Genomic DNA, 19,046 nt, shown 5'->3' with positions numbered 1-19,046 from the left:
CTGCACACCAAGCCCGGCCAATCCCCCGCAGACCGTTCAGCCCGGCGGTTTGCAGCCTCCGCCACGGCTTGGCTAAGCTCCAGGCAAATCCGCGTCCCAAGGAAAGGTGATGAAGAAACTGTCGGTCGCTCTGCTGCTCTCCCTGAGCGCCAGCTTCGCCCTTGCAACCCCGAGCAAGCCCTCGCCATTGTCCGACCTGCAGGCGGCACTGAAGACGCTCAAGCCCGGGCAGTTCCTCTGGTATCCGGAAATCTCCCCGGCCGGCCCGGTCACGCTGGTGGTCAGCCTCACCGAACAGCGCGCCTACGTATACCGCAACGGCATCGCCATCGGCGTGGCCACCGTCAGCACCGGCAAGCGGGGCAAGGAGACCCCCACCGGGGTGTTCACCATCCTGCAGAAGAAGGTCGAATACCATTCCGACCTCTACAACAGCGCGCCCATGCCCTACATGCAGCGCCTGACCTGGGACGGCATCGCCCTGCACGCCGGCAACCTGCCCGGCTACCCGGCCTCCCACGGCTGCATTCGCCTGCCCATGGCCTTCGCCAAGAAGCTCTACGAGGTCACCGGTTTCAGCACCACCACCGTGATCATCTCCGACGCCAAGAGCTCACCGGTGGAGGTCTACCATCCCGGCCTGCTCGCCCCCATCGTCAGCGACGGGCGCCCCGCCGGCCCGCACGACGACAGCGGCATGGTGATACCGTTCTGGAGCGATCCGGGGGCGGAGAAAGGCCCGCTCTCCGTACTGATCAGTCGCGCCGACCGACGCGCCTACGTCTACCGTGGCGGCCTGCAGATCGGCACCGCGCCGGTGGCCTTCGAGCATCCGGAGGAAAAGACCGGCGTCGCCGCCTTCTCGCTGATGGCCAAGCCCACCCAGAGCGACATCGACAGCCTGAACCCCAGCCTGCGCTGGACCACCGTGCAGGTCAGCGACCCGCAGAAAGGCCTGACGCCCGCCGAGCAACTGGGCAGGTTCAGCATGGACCGCGAGTTCCTGCGCAACCTGATGGCGAGCATGGATGTCGGCAGCACCCTGATCATCACCGACCTGCCGTCCACCCGCAGCACGCGCAGCAACCCGGACTTCACGGTCATCACCACCAACGACCGGCAGGCGGAACAGAAGCCGGTGAAGAACCAGCCGGTAAATTGAAGCCATGGAGCGGCGCAGCCTTCACCCCGCACCGCTCCGGATTTCCCTGACATCGCCTTCAGCGTCCACAGCCCCGTGGCGGCGTGCGTCCGCTATGCTTGATAGCAGGGGGCCACCCTTGATGCTGGCCATGCCTCAACGTCCGGATCGACGGTACTCATCAGCCTGCCGCCGCGGCCGAAGAAGTTCGAAACAGCACCCGTTCCCGAAATGCCCACAGGCCAACTTCGCAGCCCGGCATTCCTGCAGCAGACGGGGTTCGACAGCGTCAAGCACGCGCATTTACCGACAGGCGGCCTAGGAAATGGTTAAAAAACAACCACACCACTGGTCAAAAATCACGCACAATGCGGCGTTTCCCAGAAAAAACCATATCGATTCAACGGGAATGTCGTATTCATGCTGACTTTTTCGAAGTTACGGGGGATCTTCCGGATCACTGTCGCCAGTGCCGCGCTCTTCGCGTTCGGTAGCTGGCAGAGTGCATCCGCCGCCCGCCTGCCGACGGCCGAGGAACTCCACCGCCTCGCTCCCGCCACCAACACCGAAACACTGCGCCTGGCGCTCAACGCCCTGCAGTGCGCCAGCACCCAGCTGGGCGGCGACAACCAGCTGCTGACTGTCATCGACTACTCCAAGCCGTCCCGCGACAAGCGCCTGTGGGTGTTCGACCTCAGGCAGCGCAAGTTGCTGTTCGAGGAGTGGGTCGCCCACGGCAAGAAGAGTGGCGACGACATGGCCACCTCCTTCTCCAACCTCCCGGAGAGCAACCAGTCCTCCATCGGCCTCTACCAGACCGGCCAGACCTACACCGGCAAGCATGGCCGCTCCCTGCGCCTGCTGGGCCTGGAGCCGGGCTTCAACGACAACAGCGAAGAGCGCGCCATCGTCATGCACGCGGCCGCCTACGCCGACCCGAAGGTTGTCCCCGGCCTCGGCCGTCTCGGCCGCAGCCTGGGCTGCCCGGCGGTACGTCCGCAGGTGGCGCAGAAGCTGATCGACACGGTGAAGAACGGCAGCTACGTGTTCGCCTACTACCCGCAGCAGCAGTGGCTGAAGACCTCGCAGTTCCTCGCCGGGCAGAGCTGCACCGTGGCGAAGAACCCGCAGATCAACCGCTACGCGCAGAACCTGGCCAAGCGCTGAGTGGCGGTTCGCGAGCAAGCTCGCTCCTACAAGGCGTCACGGTGAAAGGTGACGTTTGCGTAGGAGCGGAGCTTCTCCGCGAAGCGTTCAGCGCGCGCCGATGTTCGCGGAGAAGCTCCGCTCCTACAAAATCAAGAGCCTCTCGACCTGCCCCTGATTGCGCACCTCTCCCGGGAGCGTAGGGCGTATAACGTTCAACGTTATACGCCGTTTGACCCTGGGTTCAGGGCACTCCGAATCTGACCACGGAGCCACGCGCCATACCACTCCGGGCTCTGCCATGGAGCCAACGATGCGCTCGGTGTATCGGCGTACAACCGCGAACGGTTGTATGCCCTACGCCTTCACCCCCTCCAGCACCTGCAGCATCGCCTGCACATCCACCGCATCCATCTGCTCCGGCCGCAGGAAGCGTTCGCCGTACTCCAGGTAAACCCCCTGGATCAGGAACACCCGGAACAGCTCCGCATCGATATGCTGGTCGCGGGCCATGAAGGCCAGGATCTTCAGCGACTCCGACAGGGTCTTCGGCGCCTTGTACGGGCGGTCGGCGGCGGTCAGCGCCTCGAAGATGTCGGCGATCGCCATCACCCGCTCCGGAATGCTCATCTGCTCCCGCGACAGCTTGCGCGGGTAGCCGGTGCCATCCACCTTCTCGTGGTGGTTGGCGGCGATGGTCGGGACCCGGCGCAGGTGGCGCGGCAGCGGCAGGGTGGTGAGCATCATCAGGGTCTGGACGATGTGCTCGTTGATCTTGAAGCGCTCCTCCTCGTTGAGCGTGCCGCGTCGGATACCCAGGTTGTACAACTCACCAAGGTTACTCGCGTAGGGCGGCAGGCGCATGTCGAAGCCCCAGACGTTGCGCGGGTCGTCGCGGTCCACCGGTGGCTTGCGCTCGCCCCAGTGCTCGCGGTGCTCGGGCTTGTCGGCGAGCAGGAACTCTTCCACCGGCAAAGTGGGCTCCGGGCGGCCCTGCAGGCGTTCCAGCTCATCGCGGGAGATGCCCAGGCGATCGTCGAAATGACGCAGCCAGCGGCGCTCGCCGATGCGCTTCAGGCGTTCGATATCCTCGTCCTTCATGAACTCGCCGCCGATATTGGCCTGGGCGACGAAGGCGTAATCCTCGCGCAACGCCTCATGCAGCGCGTCCCGCCGTGCCGCCAGCGGGCCGATGTCGTCACCCGCCGCCAGGCCGCGCCAGTAGTCCAGTTCGATATCGCGCCAGATCACCTCGAAGCGCGTGCGGACCTCGTGCAGGCGGTTGTACAGCGTCTCCAGCTTGGTGGCCTTGTCCACCACGTACTCCGGGCTGGTGATCTTCCCGCAGTCGTGCAGCCAGGCGGCAATCTGGAACTCGTAGCGCTCCGCGTCGCTCATGGTGAAGCTGGCGTACTCGCCGTCGCGGGCGTCGATCACCTTCTGCAGCAGCAGGTCCGCCAGTTGCGGCACCCGTTCGCAGTGGCCGCCGGTGTAGGGGCTCTTGGCGTCGATCGCGTCGGCCAGCAGCTTGATGATGGCGTCCAGCAAGCGTTGCTGGGCCTCGATCAGCTGGCGCGTCTCGATGGCCACCGCCGCGGCGCCGGAGAGCTCCTCGACGAAGCGTTTGAATTGCGGGCGCGGCTGGCGGCTGCGAGCGCCCTCCCCGGCCAGTTGCAGGACGAGGACACCCAGCAGTTCATCACTGCGATTGCGCAGCGACACCTCCATGTACTGCCCGCGATTGGCCAGCGCCTGCCCCACCCGCTCGGCCAGCTGTGCCTCGGTGAAACCTTCGATGAGCATCGACTGCGGGTACTGCTCACCGTTCACCGCGCAGGCCAGGCGCAGGCGGCAGTCCTCATCCTCCAGCAGGTACACGGCACCGCCCATGACGCCGGTGGCCTCCACCAGGCGCGAGAGCACCCCTTCGAGCATGCTGTCCAGGTGGGTCTCCCGGCTCAGGGTCAGGGTAATGGCCTGGAAGTTGTGAATGGTGCGCGACATGCTGCCCATCACACGGCTCAGGTCGCGAACCTCGGCAATCTTCGACTTCACCCCGATGGGACGGGCGAAATCGAAGGCGGCCAACGCCCCCACCTGGTCGGCCAGCGCCGTCAGCGGACGCGCGATGCGGCGCCCCAGATACCAGCCGATCAGCAGCAGCACCGATAGCAACGCCGCACTCCACAGGGCCTGATTGAACATCAGTTGCCGAGCGCCGGCCAGCAGTTCGACGGACGGAATGGCGATCAGCACACGCACCTCGCTGCTGGTGAAGTTCGACAGCGGTACCCAGATGCCGTACCAGGCCTCGTCGCCCACCTCGAAAGCCTGGGGCGTACTGGCCGGGATCGCCGCGGCATTCAGCTGGGTCAGGCTGGGCACGCTCAATTCGTCCAGGGTCGCCAGGCGCAAGTCCTCGCCCTGATGGATCAGCAGTCTGGACAGGTCCGGATAGGCGATCACCGTGCCCTTGCCATCCACCACCGCCAGCTCGGTGTGGGCCGTCTGGCGCAGGTCGCCCATCTCGCCGCCGAGGTCGTTGACCGAGGCGTCCATGCCGATCACTGCCGCACCGTCGACACTGCGGTGCGCCAGGGTCAGGCCGATCTCGCGGGTGGTGAAGAACACATAGGGCTGGGTCAGTACCGTCGTGCTGGTGTTGAGCGACTCCTGGTACCACGGCCGCTGCCGGGGATCGAACTGGTAGTCCGGCCGCTCCTGCACCCGCAACAGCTGCAGGTCCCTGTCGTAGAAGCGCCATTCGCCACGCAGCGCACCCTGGTCGTCCAGGGTCAGGCTCTGCACCAGGTACTTCGACTCATCCGGCGCCTGCAGGACGCGGCGCACCTCGGGCACGCGCAGCGCACGGATCAGCATGAACTCGCCGTTCGGGTAGCCGATGTACACCGCGCTCAGGGTACGGTTGGCGCGCAGGTTCTCCACCAGCATCGGCAGGCGCTCCAGGCGCGCCGGCAGGTTGTCGGTCTGCGAGATGGGGTCATGGGTCATCAGCCGCAGTGCGCTCTCCGCCGGGTCGATCAGCCGGCGGATGCGTTCGTTGATGGTCGCCCCCAACTGGCTGGCCGACTCGCCCGCCGCCGACACCAGCGCGCCTTCCACGCCTCGGTAGCCCTGTATCAGCAACGCGCCCGCCAGCGCCAGCATGCTGACGATAATGGCCCCGGCCACCAGCAGCTGCAGCGGAACACCCCGTTTGAATGCCTTCATCATCACCAGCCTCTGTCCGTTGAGCCGTAGCGATATCCGCTATCGAGAAGTTCGGTCGCCATGGCCGGCGACGTGTTGCGTTGCATGATCCTGGCCAGGCTGCCGTCCAGCCACAGCGCCTCCATCAAGCGCAGCCACTCGGCGCTCTGCGCTGGGGTGAAGCGCTTGCGCGAGAGCATCAGGTGATGCGGCGTGGCCGGCCCACTCATCACATCCACCACCCGGAACCGCTCGCGCTCAGGGCGATTGGCTACGGCGCCCTCCAGGTTCAGCTCGTGACCGATCACTCCCTCCACACCGCCGTTGAGCAAGGCGGCGAAGCGCGTCGTGTCGTCATGGAATTCCACCACCCGCCCCTCGCCCCGCAGGATGCGCAGCATGGCGTCGATATAGGGGCCATGCCGGTAGCCGGCGATCACGCCGATACGCGCACCGGGCATGCCGTGGAAGTCCTCCAGCGACTGCAGGTTGCCCAGCTCCGCCGGCACGATCAGCTTGTTGCGCAGGTAGACGTACGGCAGCAGGTAAGTGAAGGCGCGCCGCTGCGGCGTGGCAACCCCGCTGGTGCCCATCTCCAGGTCACCGCTCTCCAGCATCCGCCAGATCTCGTCGCGCGGCCGCACCGAAGCCTCGAACCGGCAACCGCTGCGCCGCGCCAGCTCGGCGATCAGATCGGCATCGATGCCTCCACCGTCGTCGTGAAAAAACACCAGGTTGCGGGTATAGGCAACGCGGATCGGCACCTCGCAGCCGTAGCGATCTGCGGCCATGGCTACCGCACACAGCCAGGCAGCCGGCAAGACCTGCAGATTGCGCAGCATGGGGTGCAGTGCCATTGACCCGCTCCGTCCGCGGTATCGGCCTTGAGAGGAGCACGTCAACGACGCTCATCTGCGGGCGGGAAGAAGTGATTAACACAAAGAGTGTAATCGGCCTTCTCCAAATCGCCGGCGAGTCACAAAGATAAATGTCACTTCGTCGGATTCCCGGCCGGCGATTGCGAACAATCACGCACCGGCTGTTGCATCGCGCAACCCCGCCTGCTTAACTCTGGCTCAAGCGTGACCAATGAGTCACGCACAACGTCCAAGAACGCTTCATCGCGGCAGCTGTTCCTCACGCCGCCCCTTCCCTGCCTGGTCAAGAGCCCTCATTCCGCACTGGAAACGGTGTCGGAACGCTGTCTGTTGGCGTTGTATCCAATTGAAAATTAAGAAAATATTAACTTTCGCCGTTTGACACGAAGCTGTCACGTCAAGGCGCTTTCCTCTGCCTGGGTACTTTCTTCGCATCCGATCGTGGATGCGTTCCTATGACCTGCGTCTGGAGGAAAACGACATGAGGCCGGAAACCGCCGTCGTCGAGATTCAGCAACATCGGGTACACACGGAGTTCCACGCCAACAAGGAAGCGCGCCAGACCATCATCCTGGTCAACGGCTCGCTGGCGACCACTGCCTCCTTCGCGCAAACGGTGAAATACCTGCAACCGCACTTCAACGTGGTCTGCTACGACCAGCCGTACTCCGGCCGTTCCAAGCCCCACAACGACTGCCGCGAACCGATCACCAAGGAATACGAGGCAGCCCTGCTGCTGGGGTTGATCGAGCACTACCACGCCGACATCGTGATGTCCTTCTCCTGGGGCGGCGTCGCCACCCTGCTGGCCCTGGCCCAGCGCCCGGCTCGCATCAAGAAGGCGGTCATCAACTCGTTCTCGCCGCTGCTCAACGCGTCGATGCTCGACTACCTGCACCGCGGTCTGGACTACCTCTCCGCGTGCGACCGCCCCAACGTCGGCAACCTGGTCAACGAAACCATCGGCCGCTACCTGCCGCATCTGTTCAAGCGCTACAACTTCCGCCACGTCAGCAGCCTCGACGAGCACGAATACCGGCAGATGCACTTCCACATCTGCCAGGTGCTCCAGCTCAGCGCGGAAAGCTACATGGAGAATTTCTCATCCATCGACATCCCGCTGCTGTTCCTCAACGGCGAACTGGACATCTACACCAGCCCGGCCGACGCGCGCCTGTTCCAGCAACTGATCCGCGATTGCGAATTCCGCACCATCCGCAACGTCGGTCACTTCATCGACGTGGAACACAAGCAGGGCTGGCAGGAAACCCGGGACCATCTCCTCGCCTTCCTCCAACCCCAGCGCAAGCCCATGCTCGCCCCGGCCTACCTGCCCACCTCCCAGGGCGTACCGATTGCCGCCATGGTGGGCTGATGCAGCCAGCGCACGACACCGGGGGCCGGACACCACCCACCGCCCCCGGTTTTTTATTGCACCGGGCACGGCACGAAAGCAGCGTCTCCGGCACAGCTCGCTACCCAAGGCTTCACTAAGCCCCCGCCTTCTGGTAAAAAGGCACCCCCAAGCGGGCGTCGTATAATGGCATTACCTGAGCTTCCCAAGCTCATGACGAGGGTTCGATTCCCTTCGCCCGCTCCAATACTCCCTTTCTCCGCTTGATCTCCAGGCAGTGAAAGCCAGAAAAACCGGCCTCTAGAGCCGGTTTTTTTGTGCCTATAAAACTCCAACACGCACCACCACACCCCTTGTATGCCTGTATGCCCGGTTGTATGCTCAATGAAAGCGCGAACTTTGGCATACACAAATGAAGCGATCAGACATCAAGCGGCGCCCCCTGGCAGACACGGTGTTGGCCACCCTGGAGCCAGAGGCTACGACCTATCGTGAAGCTGATGGAGCAGGCCTGTACTTCCGCGTGAAGCCCAATGGCACCAAGTCGTGGGAACTGCGGTACAAGAAGCAGGACGGCAAATGGTCGTGGCATGGCCTGGGCGGATATCCCGAGCTGACCGGCGCAAAGGCACGCGAGAAGGCCGCTGACACCCGCAAACTGATGTCGTCTGGAGTCGATCCGGTTGAGCACAAGGCGGCTACTCGCCTGGCAGACTCTATAGCTGCTGCCAATACCTTCCGAGCTGCTGCTGAGCAGTGGTATCAGCGTAAGGTGACTGACGGCTTGGCCGAGAGCACCCTGCGCCTCATGCGCGGATACCTGGACAATGACGTGCTCCCGGCTCTGGGTGATAAGCCCATCACCGAGGTGACGCGCAAGGACTGTGCAGACCTGCAGGCCAGCATCGAAGCACGCAACGCGCCGAACACCCGCGACAAGGTGCGTGTGGCCCTGCGCCAGATCTTCAGCCAAGCAATCGCCCGCGGCCTGTGCGAGAACAACCCGGCAAGCGAGCTGCTGGCCATCTCCAGCAAGACGCCGAAGGCTAAGCAATACCCTCACCTCCTGGAGCCTGAGCTGCCCGCATTCCTCAACAGCCTCAAGGCCACCACCAGCCGTCTACCGGCCAGAACCGCGACCTGGATGTGCCTTCGCACCGCCAGTCGGCCGGGCATGGTTCGTTGGGCTGAGTGGTCGGAGATCGACTTTGACGCCGGCTTGTGGACGATCTCTGCAGCCAAGATGAAGTCCCGCCGTGACCATGTGGTGCCCCTCTCCCGCCAGATGCTGGATGACCTGCGAGAGCTTCATCGCATGACTGGGCGTGGCCGCTATCTTTTCCCTGGCATCGGCCCCAAGAAGCCAGTGATCAGCGAGAACACGATTAACCTCACCTTGAACAAGATCGGCTACCACCGAAAGCTTGTAGGTCATGGCAGCCGCCATACTGCGAGTACCCTGCTGCGCGAGCACGGCTGGAACAAGGAGCACGTGGAGGCTCAACTAGCTCACAAGGAAGCTGGCGTATCTGGCATCTACAACCAGGCCCAATACCTTCCCCAACGCCGCGCGATGATGCAATGGTACGCAGACTATCTGGACCAACTGGCCCAGGGCATGACGCCTGCTCAGCGAGCTGAGTTTGACCGGCAGGTGAACGTCACTGAGTCGAATGTCGTTGAGCTGGTGCGGCAAGCATGATCGAGCCCGAATTCCTGACAGCCACTGAACTGGCGGAGCGCTGGAAACCGCAGACTCCTCGGCAGATCATCGAGCACGGCGCCGGTTTTAAGCTGCCCCTCTACTTTTTCTTCAGTGGGCTAGCCATCGACTCAGGTGACGATTGGCATAGGGATAGGGGATCCCACGGCAACTTGCAGCAGCAGTCCACGTTGCGAGATGTGATCGCCAACGCTGAGAGGCAGATCCGGCGAAACGCTTCAGGCGTCGCTGATAAATTTGATGCTCTCACTTCAGATGAGGTGATTGCGCTGCGAAATCGCATCAACGGCTGGCGAGCGGAACTCCAGGAACTGGACCAAAAACTACAGGTCCGGGAGTTCGAACGTAGGGGCTTCGAATACAGGGGTATCCTGCGACTGCTCCCCGACACGATGATCAAGCTGATGGCTTCAGCAGAGGTGTCACATCCGCATTTTGCTTATCACCCTCTGTATCCCCTTTCACAGGTGCAGAGTAAGGATGGATTGGTTCTGGAAGGCAGGCTAATGGCCCTTGAGCCTGCCCCTGGAATGCCTTGGAAAGCGAAACTAACCAGAGATGACGTACTGGTGCGGTTCAGTGATGTAAAAGCAGCAGAGAGCCCCGCAGATGCTGCAAATACGCCAAGACCAATGCAGCGCCAGGAAGCTCAAGGGATAGCCATAATCGAAGCGCTGAAGGGCTTGGGATATGACCCTAAATCACTCCCCCCATTCCAACCTGGCAAGCGCGGGGCGAAGGCTCACGTATGGGATCTGTTGATAAAGAAAAAGGACATATTCCGCTCTAAAGGGGTATTCGATAAGGCATGGGATCGCCTCAAGGCTGGTGAAGAGCTGGCTTACCAACCCTCCTCCCCGTAGTTGGGGTATACCGGGCAGGTTGCGGGGGAGGACACCTCCCTTTCGATGATGGCACCACACCCAAGAGGAGGTGCCACAATATGCCCAACTTTGCCCCACCCAGCCGTCAACTGGTTCGCCAAAAAGCGCTGCTCGAAATGCTTGATCTACCCAAGACCAGCTTCGAGCGTCTGCGCAAAACCGACCCCAACTTTCCCAAACCGATCAAATCCGGCAAGGCGCGCCAAGCATCAGCGTTCTATGTCTTCGAAGAAATCCAAGCGTGGATCAACTCGAAGATCAAAGAGAGGGACGCTGCGTGAAAAGTGTCCTTCCCCTCCTTGCATCTGCTGATACTCGGATGTATCGTCAACGTGTCGCGGTAAATCCCGTGACCGACCTTGGCCGGTCGACTAGCAAAAGGCGCACAGGCGCCCACCATACGATTGCAGGCGCTTTTTTTGTGCCCGCAATTCGCAGTTATGGCGGTTGTGCGTGGGACACCTTCGGGTGTGCCGGGTTCTCCTTTTGCCCCGGTCGGCCAACCCGCGTACAGCTGCCACCTTACTCGCTTGGCCGCGAACAGTGGCAGCTCCCCAGCAAAAGGAGCTCCACCATGCGTACCCGCAGTCCGTCCAATCATGCTGCAGCCTGGAAGGCACGAGCCTTCGCAGCGCTCCACAGCAACTCCTCCCTTTCCGTTCGTGTTGCCCGCTACAACGCCGCTATGGCCCGCGCCCGCGCTCTCGAAGCGCAAGGCGGTGCCCAATGAACGTGTCCCGCGAGTTCCTTCAGATCAATCAGGAAGCCGGTCAGGCTATCTGGGGCATCGCCTCAATCCTTGAGAAAGATGCGATGGCGGTGGACGCCGGAGCTGGTCGCATCATTGACCAGACTGAATATGGCTGCCTCCTTTCTGCCCTCAAACTTCTGGGGTCGCGCCTGGCGGAGGACAGTGACAGAGCACTCTCCAAAGAGCAGCGCCTGACATTGGTCATTGATACTCGGGAGGTGGTCCATGTCTAAGCGTCGCTCCGCCACCCGCCAGCAAAAGCTCAACATCGATCACCTGGCCGACCTGCTTAAGGCCCGCGTGCGTGTCATCGATGGTGAATCCTGGGTTCCCGTGCGTGACCTGAAGGAGGTTATCAATCAAATCGTCGGGGGTGCGAAATGAGAGCCTTCCGCGAAAAACGTGGCTGTGCCGTCGACTACTTCTACGTCATGGACGAACTACGTCCCGTATTCCCGATGGGCCTCTGCGGGCCTTTCGCGAAACTGCGTGAAGCAAAGAAGGCAGCTGCAAAACTGAGAGCGAAGAAGCCCTGGTGCAACCTGACAGTTCGCGAAGGGACGTTCTTCGGGTCAGTCAATGCAGGCTCGCTCATCCGCGCGCGCCAACAAGCCAGAGCTGATCTGAAAGCCATGCTCTCCACCGGCTCCCATTCGGGCAAGTCCCCAGGCAAGGAGTAACAACCATGACCACAAAAAACGGCGCCATTGCGCCGGACGGGATCGGCTTGCCTGAAAAAAGCCTGACGGTCAGCGAAGTGTTGGATTTCTGCCTTGAGCAGATCCGCAGAACAACCAACGTGAACGACTGGGAGATGGAGTGCTACATGGCCCTTGGCCGGATGGATGCAATGGTCCTGGTGGGCGTGGTTCCTTACGAACTTGGCAAGGACATCGCCGCGCTGATTTTTGACAAGGCCTCTGATCACCTCCTGTACATCAAGGAGGCTGAGCATGGTCGCAATTGAATCCGCCTTCCTCGAAGCCATGCGTTCCGGACTCGGCCAAGTCGAGATCAATCCTGTCGCCGACGGTGTTCTCCGTCGCTTCCATGTCCCTGGTGATCGATCCGGCTCCGTGAATGGCTGGTATGTCCTCCATGCTGACGGCATCGCTTCCGGCGCCTTCGGAACGTGGAAGGCTGGGGACCATCACACCTGGTGTAGCCGAAAGCCTGCTGATCCGCTGGAGGCGCAACTGATCGCGCAGAGAATCGAGCTTTCCAGGGCTCAGCGCGAGGCTGATACGGCCCGTCGCCAACAGGCCGCGGCAGAGTACGCCAAACGCATGTGGCGTGATGCCAGCCGAGCAGATCCATCCCACCCCTACCTGACCTTAAAGGCGGTTCGGCCGCACTCCCTACGCCAGTCCGGCGACACGCTGTTGGTGCCTCTGTACCTCAACGGCGAACTGGTGAATCTGCAACGAATCGGCCCTGACGGGTCCAAGCGGTTCCTCTCTGGCGGCCAGGTGAAAGGTTGTTATTCGCCCCTTGGAAACATCTCTCCAGGTCGCCGGCTGTACATCGCTGAAGGCTGGGCTACTGCTGCAACCCTCCATGAGCATGCCTGTGGAGCAGTGGCTGCAGCGATGAACGCCAATAACCTGCGACCCGTGGCGATCTCCCTTCGCGCGAAATACGGCGACCTGGTGGAGATGGTTGTTGCCGGCGATGACGACCGACAGACAGCCGGAAATCCTGGAAGAACAGCTGCTATCGAAGCCGCCAAGGCAACGAAGTCTCTCGTCACGTTCCCTGACTGGCCAGAGGGCTCCCCAATCCACCTGACCGACTTCAACGACCTCGCCAACTGGAGGGCTTCACATGAGTGCTGATCCCGTTTCGATCATGAAGCCACCAGCCTCTCCGCTGTGGCGGGCAAATCTCACGCCGGCATCTGCAATCACTCCGGTAGCCATCCGTTGGCTCTGGCCTGGCTGGATCGCCAAGGGGAAGTTGACCGTTCTGGCCGGCGCTGGTGGGAGTGGTAAAACCACGCTGGCTATCGGCTTGATCGGCACTCTTACCAGCGGAGGTCGCTGGCCGGACGGTGAGATCTGTACCACTCCGGCAAACGCCCTGATCTGGTCATCTGAGGACGATCCTTCCGACACTCTGGTCCCCCGACTAATGGCTGCGGGCGCAAACCTGGATCGAGTCCACATCATCCAGGGGCGTATCAACGAACTGGGAGATCTAGAGCCATTCGACCCAGCTATGGACTTTGACCTGCTCCGTGACGCCGTGGATGCGATCGGTGGAGCATCAATGCTGCTGCTAGACCCCGTAGTCAACGTCGTGAAGGGCGACATGCATAAGGCCAATGACGTGCGCAGGGCTTTGCAGACGGTTGTCGATTTTGCCGAGTCTCAGGGAGCTGCTGTGGTTGGCATCAGCCACTTCAGCAAGGGAAGCGGCGGATCTTCTCCAGCTGATCGCGTGATTGGTAGCCAGGCCTTCGGGGCGCTCGCCAGAACGGTCCTGGTAGCCGCCAAGCAGGAGGATTCGGATGTCCGAGTACTGGCCCGCGCCAAGTCGAACATCAGCGACGACCAAGGTGGCGTCAGCTACACGATTGACCCCTGCACTGTAGGCGATGGGATCGAAACCACACGAGTGGTGTGGGGTGATCGGATTGAGGGCAGCGCTCGGGACATCCTTGCTGAAGTCGAGGGCAGCGGAGAAGACGACCACAAGTCCGAATTCGAAGAAGCCTGCGACTTTCTTCGTGACCTCCTCTCGCATGGCCCGGTACCGGCCAAACAGGTCAAATCAGAGGCAAGCGAGGCAGGAGTTTCCTGGGCAACTGTTCGCAGGGCGAAGAAGGAAATCGGCGTCGCAGCGATCAAGGAAGGCGGGCGCCTTGGCGATGAAAAGCAGCAGTGGCTCTGGTCTTTAAATGCAGAAGGTGCTCATAAAAAACAGAAGGTGCTCACTGAAAAGGATGAGCACCTTCTGGAAAACGTGAGCACCTTCTGCAAGAAGACCACTCCGGACTTCGATGATAAGGACATGGAGGGCTTCTAAAAATGGCCGCGATTGACTACCTCGTCCAGAAGGGGTTCGCGGCCAAGATCCAGGGGAAACGCATCGTCGTTTCCCCTGCTAGCCGGCTAACCGATGACGTCCGAGCCTATATCAAAGCCCATCGCCTCGAACTGATCGCCGAGCTTGCCGCAAACGACGGAATCGAGCGCCGCTGTCACTGGCAGATCATCAGGGCTGGAAAGCCTCTGTGCGTAATGATCGGAGAACCGATGACTCGGGAGGAAGCCTTGTCTGCAGCGCGCTACAGGTGGCCTGACGTCGACCTAGCCCCTGACTAAATACTGTACAAATATACATATATTGATTAAAATTTAAACATATTCATCTGCGACGTTATTACGTTGCGAGGGGTGAGAAATGAGGAAGCCACGTTGCAGAAATAACAGGCCTACAAGTAGCGATTTACGAGATGCATGGCGGCGCCTAAGGCAAGCATCCGAGGAGGGGAACGTGCAAGCAACCGCCCTGCTCGTCGCACTAGCGGAGAACAAACCCTTAATTCATCTCGATGACTTCAGCGCCTTGGAGGTAAGCCAATGAGCACTGGACAGAACATGAGCACCGGCCAGGCAATCCTTAGCATTGCTGGCGCGGTTGCTGGCGCCGTGGTTACAGGCGGAAGCCCTTACGGCGCGTACATTGGCGCCCAGATCAGCGCAGAGATTTCTGGCTTCAATGATCCGGTTCCATACGAGCAGAAACACAGCTCGGTCGCCAAGCGTCTTGGTAAGGAGGTCGGCAAGGTATGAGCATCCTTAACGCATTCGTAGAGCCGGATCTCGGCTTGGTCGGCGTCGACACCGAGGCCGTGCTGCCTGACGGAACGATTGCCGAGGCCAGCAAGATGATGGTTCTCAACCACATTAACGCGGTGATCGCCTTCCGCGGCACTGACTACGTCCTGGCTTCAGCAAGTCCTTCCTTGGTGACGTTCACCGGCTCATTGGAACAGCTGGTAGAGGGACTACCAAGCCTCCTCAGAGCATCTGTCGACTACTGTCGGGAGCATTATCAGGCCCAAGAGGAAAGTTTGGGCTTGGATCTCGCCGTGGTCGGTTACTCAGAGGATGAAGGACAGATCGTTGGTTACCTTTTCCGCAGGGAAATCGGCAGCGAAGACATTCACATCGGTCAAATCCACACCCGTTACCGCTCGCCACATCAGCCTTCGTGGGAGCCATTCCTGGAGGGGATTCCTGCAGATCGTCCCGGCATGATTGCTCTTGCCCAGCACCAGAGTCGTCTCTCACGCGAGTACAAGCCTAACCTTGCTGCTGGCGGCCGGTTCTTCATCGCAGAAGTGCGCCGGGACAGCATCAAGATTTCTAAGGCATTCCAGTTCCCACCGCGCAATCCCAATAGCGAGGTGGCTTCCTGATGGATATCAACTCCCTCGCGCTTTCCGTTGATTCGTCCGAGGTTCGGACTGCGGCTGATGACCTCGACAAGCTCACGGATGCTGGCTCTCGTACCGAGGCTGCAGCTAGCAAGGCAGGGTCTGCGTGGACCACGGCCTCGACCAAGATGGGACAGGCAAGCGACCCCGCTGCGCGTCTCGCAAAATCGTTCACCCAGGGCAGCCAGGCTATCCGCGACCAGCAGAAGGAACTCGCTGCGCTTCTTGGCAAGATCGACCCGGTTGTTGCTGCCTATGGGCGTCTTGATGACATGGAGAAGGAACTTGCCAGGCACAAGAACATCCTGGATCCGGGTGACTTCGCGGTCTACTCCCAAAAGATTCAAGGGATGCGCGACGCACTGAGTACTGCTGACGACCAGCTTGTCCGTACCGGGAACACCGCCAAGCAAACTGCAGCTGCCTTGCGCCTCCTTCCTGCCCAGTTCACCGACATCGCTGTCAGCCTCGCATCCGGTCAATCGCCCTTCACCGTGTTGCTCCAGCAGGGCGGCCAAATAAAAGACTCGTTTGGTGGGATCGGCCCAGCCTTTTCGGCTGTCGGTCGGTACGCCTTGGCACTTGTGAACCCACTCACAGTCGCTGGTGCAGCAGCTGCCGGGCTCGCATATGCGTTCTACGACTCCGAGAAGTCCGCATCAGCTTTCAACAAGGCGCTGTACGCAGGGACCGGAACCCTTGGCGTATCTGCCTCAGAAATGCAGAAGCTGGCTACTCAAGCCGGCTATCTGACAGGCAATCTGGGAAGTGCGGAAGACGCTGTGATCGCCCTCGGCTCTGCAGGGAACATTAGCCGAACGCAATTGGAAAACCTTGGAGAGGCTGCTGCCGCAATTTCGCAGTACACCGGCAAGGGCGCTGCTGAGGTGGCAAAGGATCTTGCCAGCATCGGCGACAACGCCACGGACGCCGCCGCAAAGCTCAGCGATAAATACGGCCTGATCAGTGCTGCGCAGTTTGATGTGATCCGAGCCCTTGATGATCAGGGCGAGCACCAAGAAGCGCTGGACCGTCTGAGCGAATCGCTCAACCAGAACGCCCAGGAAAGGTTCAAGCAATACCGGGCGTCTCTGACCGATCTAGAACGCGGGTGGGACGATGTGGGCAATGCGATCAGCACCGCCTACAGCAAAGTTAAGCGAGAGCTTTTCCCTGGCCTTGATGACCAGATCGCGCAGCTGGAGCGCATCCAACAGACACGAAAAGAAGGCGGATTCTTGGGTGGACTCTCCAGCTTGTTTGGTTTCGGAGACAACACAGACGAGGCAATCGCATCCCAGTTGCAGGGCTTCTACAAGCTTCGGGATGCTCGAAACGAAAACGCGTCTGCTCAGGGTGAACTGACCGAGGCTGAACAGAAGTACATCAGCATTTCCAAAAGCCTGGATGACCAACTCGCCAACGCATCTCCTGCCAGCAGGCGTACCGAGGCAATCAAGAAGCTCAAGGATCAGTTCCTGGATCTTATGGAGGCTGCCGCTCGTACGGGTAGATCCAGCCCTCTGCTCGCCGGCGTTGAATACGACGGAAAGAACTTCTCTGGCGGCGCTTACGACACCTTGCTTGCAGGTATAGAGACGCGGATCAAAGACCCTCGGACGCCACGCGCAAAGGCTTATCAGGACGATGCTGCGACGAAGATGTTGCAATCCCTGCGGGATCAGCAGGCTACCCTTCAAGGGCAGCTTGATACCACTGAAAAACTGACCTCATCGCAAAAGCAGCAGCTCCAGTTCGAACAGCTGATTACCGATCTAAAGGAGAAGAAGGTACTCACAGCTGACCAGAAGTCTCTGCTGGCAAGCCAAGAGGCCATCAAGGCACAGCTCGCTAAGAACGTGGCCCTGGACTCAGAAATCCAGAAGCGGCAAGACCTGCAGAAGCTATCCGCATTCCAAGCAACCATCGATGCGAAGGTAGCCGCGCAGCAAAACGCGTTCGACCTGCAGCTAGCTGGAATTGGCCAGGGCTCCCGCACTCGCCAGAGGATGCAGGAGCAACTGCGCCTGCAGCAGGACTTTACCCGGGAGCAGGCAAGGCTCCAAGAACAGTTCAACCGTGGCGACATCAGCAAGAGCCTGTACGAGCAAGAGAGCAAGGCTCAACAAGACGCCTACGAAAAGCAGCTTGCGCAGCAGCAGGCACAGTTCGACAAGCTGGATGCCGCTCGTGAGGACTGGGTTAACGGTGCCAGCGATGCTTGGGCCGACTATCTGGACTCAGCCAAGGACGCAGCCGGCCAGACCTACGAACTTTTCACCGATGCCTTCCGCGGCACGGAAGATGCCCTTGTCGAGTTCGTGCGCACCGGGAAGCTGAGCTTCAGTGACCTGGCGGACTCGATCATCTCCAACCTCATTCGCATCCAGGTGCGTCAAGCCATCGCCTATGCAGCGGGTGGAAGTGACGGAACAGGCGGATTGATGGGGTGGCTGGGCCTGGCATCGTCCACCAGCTCCCTGTTCTCCAAGGGATATGCATCGGCGAGCCTGGACACGCTGATTAGCTCCAGCGGGCTCTTTGCCAAAGGCGGCGCATTCATGGACGGAATGCAGATGTTCGCGAATGGCGGTGCCTTTACCAACAGCATCGTCAGCAGCCCAACTGCTTTTGGCATGGGTAACGGTCGGATGGGCTTGATGGGCGAGGCCGGGCCCGAGGCAATCATGCCGCTCGTGCGCACCCCTGATGGCGCACTGGGCGTCCGCTCCGCTGGTGGTCAGACAGACGCTTCCGGGAAATACGTCGTCAATCACACCAGCAATTTCTACCTCTCGGGTGACACCCCGGTGTCGCGCAAATCTACGGCGACCATCGGCCGCGAAGTTACATCAGCGCTTACCCGCGCGACACGGTACAGCTGATGGCCAACCACAACAGCCGCACCGTCGGCAGGCAGTTCCTTGGTGGCCTGCAGGGGTCGTTCAGCGCTCAGATCGGCGCCTGGGCTGCCAAGAGCAAGGAAGACATGGAAGAGCTCTTCCAGGAGGTAGTTGTGCGCCTCGCTGACGAGCTCATCCAACGCTCCCCGGTAGGGAATCCAGATATCTGGGCAGTCAATTCGACAGCTACCCAGTACAACAAGGCCGTCATCGAGCACAACCAGGCACTTCGCAGTAACCCGGCAAATCTGACCAAGAACCGCCGGCTGAAGCCTGGCCTGAAGGTCAATGACTCGATGGATGTCTATCGGCCGGCTGGGTATGTCGGTGGGCACTTCCGCAGGAATTGGCAGTTCGGGATCGATTCCCCACCAACAGGTGAAATCGAAGGAGTTGATCCGAGCGGAATGGACACCCTTTCCGCGGTAAGGCTCGGGGCCAAAGGCCTGGAGATTGGGCAGACAGCCTACCTCGTCAACAACACCCCGTACTCAATCCCCTTGGAGTACGGACATTCGAAGCAGGCGCCCCACGGAATCGTGCGCATCACTGTGCTTTTGTTCGACCGCATCGTCCTTGAAGAAGCAGCACAAATTGCAAACCGGTAAGCCC

19 protein-coding genes and 1 tRNA gene are annotated in these 19,046 nt (G+C 60.8%); 18 read left to right on the top strand and 2 right to left on the bottom strand.

The annotated features are described in order from the left end of the window. The first annotated feature begins 109 nt into the window (after window positions 1-109). Both ACAW63_RS11020 and ACAW63_RS11015 read left to right on the top strand, forming a co-directional pair. Complete coding sequence (locus ACAW63_RS11020) at window positions 110-1,162, top strand: L,D-transpeptidase (protein ID WP_371233639.1); 1,053 nt, start codon at window positions 110-112, stop codon at window positions 1,160-1,162. 399 nt (window positions 1,163-1,561) lie between these two features. Next, window positions 1,562-2,308 carry a murein L,D-transpeptidase catalytic domain family protein gene (locus tag ACAW63_RS11015; RefSeq protein WP_371233638.1) on the top strand — a complete coding sequence of 249 codons (747 nt, stop codon included), beginning with the start codon at window positions 1,562-1,564 and terminating at the stop codon, window positions 2,306-2,308. A 336-nt stretch (window positions 2,309-2,644) separates the two neighbouring features. Here ACAW63_RS11015 and ACAW63_RS11010 read toward each other — a convergent pair whose 3' ends face one another. After that, complete coding sequence (locus ACAW63_RS11010) at window positions 2,645-5,518, bottom strand: HD domain-containing phosphohydrolase (protein ID WP_371234642.1); 2,874 nt, start codon at window positions 5,516-5,518, stop codon at window positions 2,645-2,647. Between the two features lie 2 nt (window positions 5,519-5,520). Beyond that, window positions 5,521-6,354, bottom strand: a complete 834-nt coding sequence (locus ACAW63_RS11005) for a substrate-binding periplasmic protein (protein ID WP_371233635.1) — start codon at window positions 6,352-6,354, stop codon at window positions 5,521-5,523. Between the two features lie 502 nt (window positions 6,355-6,856). Here ACAW63_RS11005 and ACAW63_RS11000 point away from each other — a divergent pair. The 16 genes from ACAW63_RS11000 (at window position 6,857) to ACAW63_RS10925 (ending at window position 19,042) form a co-directional block, all read left to right on the top strand. Next, a complete protein-coding gene (locus ACAW63_RS11000) occupies window positions 6,857-7,750 on the top strand; it encodes an alpha/beta fold hydrolase (RefSeq protein WP_371233634.1) in 894 nt (297 codons plus the stop codon). Between the two features lie 151 nt (window positions 7,751-7,901). After that, window positions 7,902-7,975: transfer RNA gene (locus ACAW63_RS10995), tRNA-Gly, on the top strand. A 166-nt stretch (window positions 7,976-8,141) separates the two neighbouring features. Further along, a complete protein-coding gene (locus tag ACAW63_RS10990) occupies window positions 8,142-9,431 on the top strand; it encodes a tyrosine-type recombinase/integrase (protein WP_371233632.1) in 1,290 nt (429 codons plus the stop codon). Beyond that, window positions 9,428-10,315: a hypothetical protein gene (locus ACAW63_RS10985; RefSeq protein WP_371233631.1), complete on the top strand. Its 888-nt coding sequence runs from the start codon at window positions 9,428-9,430 to the stop codon at window positions 10,313-10,315. Before ACAW63_RS10990 ends, ACAW63_RS10985 begins: the two co-directional genes overlap by 4 nt. Window positions 10,316-10,395: 80 nt before the next feature. Beyond that, the gene (locus tag ACAW63_RS10980) at window positions 10,396-10,617 is read left to right on the top strand and encodes a helix-turn-helix transcriptional regulator (RefSeq protein ID WP_371233629.1); all 222 of its coding nucleotides are present in this window, start codon (window positions 10,396-10,398) and stop codon (window positions 10,615-10,617) included. Between the two features lie 445 nt (window positions 10,618-11,062). Continuing rightward, window positions 11,063-11,320, top strand: coding sequence for a hypothetical protein (locus ACAW63_RS10975; protein WP_371233627.1), 258 nt, complete (start codon window positions 11,063-11,065; stop codon window positions 11,318-11,320). Continuing rightward, window positions 11,313-11,471, top strand: a complete 159-nt coding sequence (locus ACAW63_RS10970) for a hypothetical protein (protein ID WP_371233626.1) — start codon at window positions 11,313-11,315, stop codon at window positions 11,469-11,471. The genes ACAW63_RS10975 and ACAW63_RS10970 overlap by 8 nt, the downstream gene beginning before the upstream one ends. Continuing rightward, window positions 11,468-11,767 (top strand): hypothetical protein, encoded by a 300-nt coding sequence (locus tag ACAW63_RS10965; protein ID WP_371233624.1) that lies wholly within the window; start codon window positions 11,468-11,470, stop codon window positions 11,765-11,767. The genes ACAW63_RS10970 and ACAW63_RS10965 overlap by 4 nt, the downstream gene beginning before the upstream one ends. A 5-nt stretch (window positions 11,768-11,772) precedes the next feature. Further along, window positions 11,773-12,054 (top strand): hypothetical protein, encoded by a 282-nt coding sequence (locus ACAW63_RS10960; protein ID WP_371233623.1) that lies wholly within the window; start codon window positions 11,773-11,775, stop codon window positions 12,052-12,054. Continuing rightward, window positions 12,041-12,922 (top strand): toprim domain-containing protein, encoded by an 882-nt coding sequence (locus ACAW63_RS10955; RefSeq protein ID WP_371233622.1) that lies wholly within the window; start codon window positions 12,041-12,043, stop codon window positions 12,920-12,922. The genes ACAW63_RS10960 and ACAW63_RS10955 overlap by 14 nt, the downstream gene beginning before the upstream one ends. After that, window positions 12,912-14,114, top strand: a complete 1,203-nt coding sequence (locus ACAW63_RS10950) for an AAA family ATPase (protein ID WP_371233621.1) — start codon at window positions 12,912-12,914, stop codon at window positions 14,112-14,114. The genes ACAW63_RS10955 and ACAW63_RS10950 overlap by 11 nt, the downstream gene beginning before the upstream one ends. A gap of 2 nt (window positions 14,115-14,116) precedes the next feature. Next, window positions 14,117-14,413 (top strand): hypothetical protein, encoded by a 297-nt coding sequence (locus tag ACAW63_RS10945; RefSeq protein WP_371233620.1) that lies wholly within the window; start codon window positions 14,117-14,119, stop codon window positions 14,411-14,413. 276 nt (window positions 14,414-14,689) lie between these two features. Continuing rightward, window positions 14,690-14,884, top strand: coding sequence for a hypothetical protein (locus ACAW63_RS10940; protein ID WP_371233619.1), 195 nt, complete (start codon window positions 14,690-14,692; stop codon window positions 14,882-14,884). Next, the gene (locus ACAW63_RS10935; protein WP_371233618.1) at window positions 14,881-15,513 is read left to right on the top strand and encodes a hypothetical protein; all 633 of its coding nucleotides are present in this window, start codon (window positions 14,881-14,883) and stop codon (window positions 15,511-15,513) included. Before ACAW63_RS10940 ends, ACAW63_RS10935 begins: the two co-directional genes overlap by 4 nt. Then, the gene (locus ACAW63_RS10930) at window positions 15,513-18,416 is read left to right on the top strand and encodes a phage tail tape measure protein (protein WP_371233616.1); all 2,904 of its coding nucleotides are present in this window, start codon (window positions 15,513-15,515) and stop codon (window positions 18,414-18,416) included. The genes ACAW63_RS10935 and ACAW63_RS10930 overlap by 1 nt, the downstream gene beginning before the upstream one ends. Continuing rightward, window positions 18,416-19,042: a hypothetical protein gene (locus tag ACAW63_RS10925; RefSeq protein ID WP_371233615.1), complete on the top strand. Its 627-nt coding sequence runs from the start codon at window positions 18,416-18,418 to the stop codon at window positions 19,040-19,042. Before ACAW63_RS10930 ends, ACAW63_RS10925 begins: the two co-directional genes overlap by 1 nt. Window positions 19,043-19,046: the final 4 nt, after the last annotated feature.

Source organism: Pseudomonas sp. QE6 (genome assembly GCF_041379005.1).
GTDB lineage: Bacteria > Pseudomonadota > Gammaproteobacteria > Pseudomonadales > Pseudomonadaceae > Pseudomonas.
This window is presented reverse-complemented; position numbering and strand designations above follow the sequence as displayed.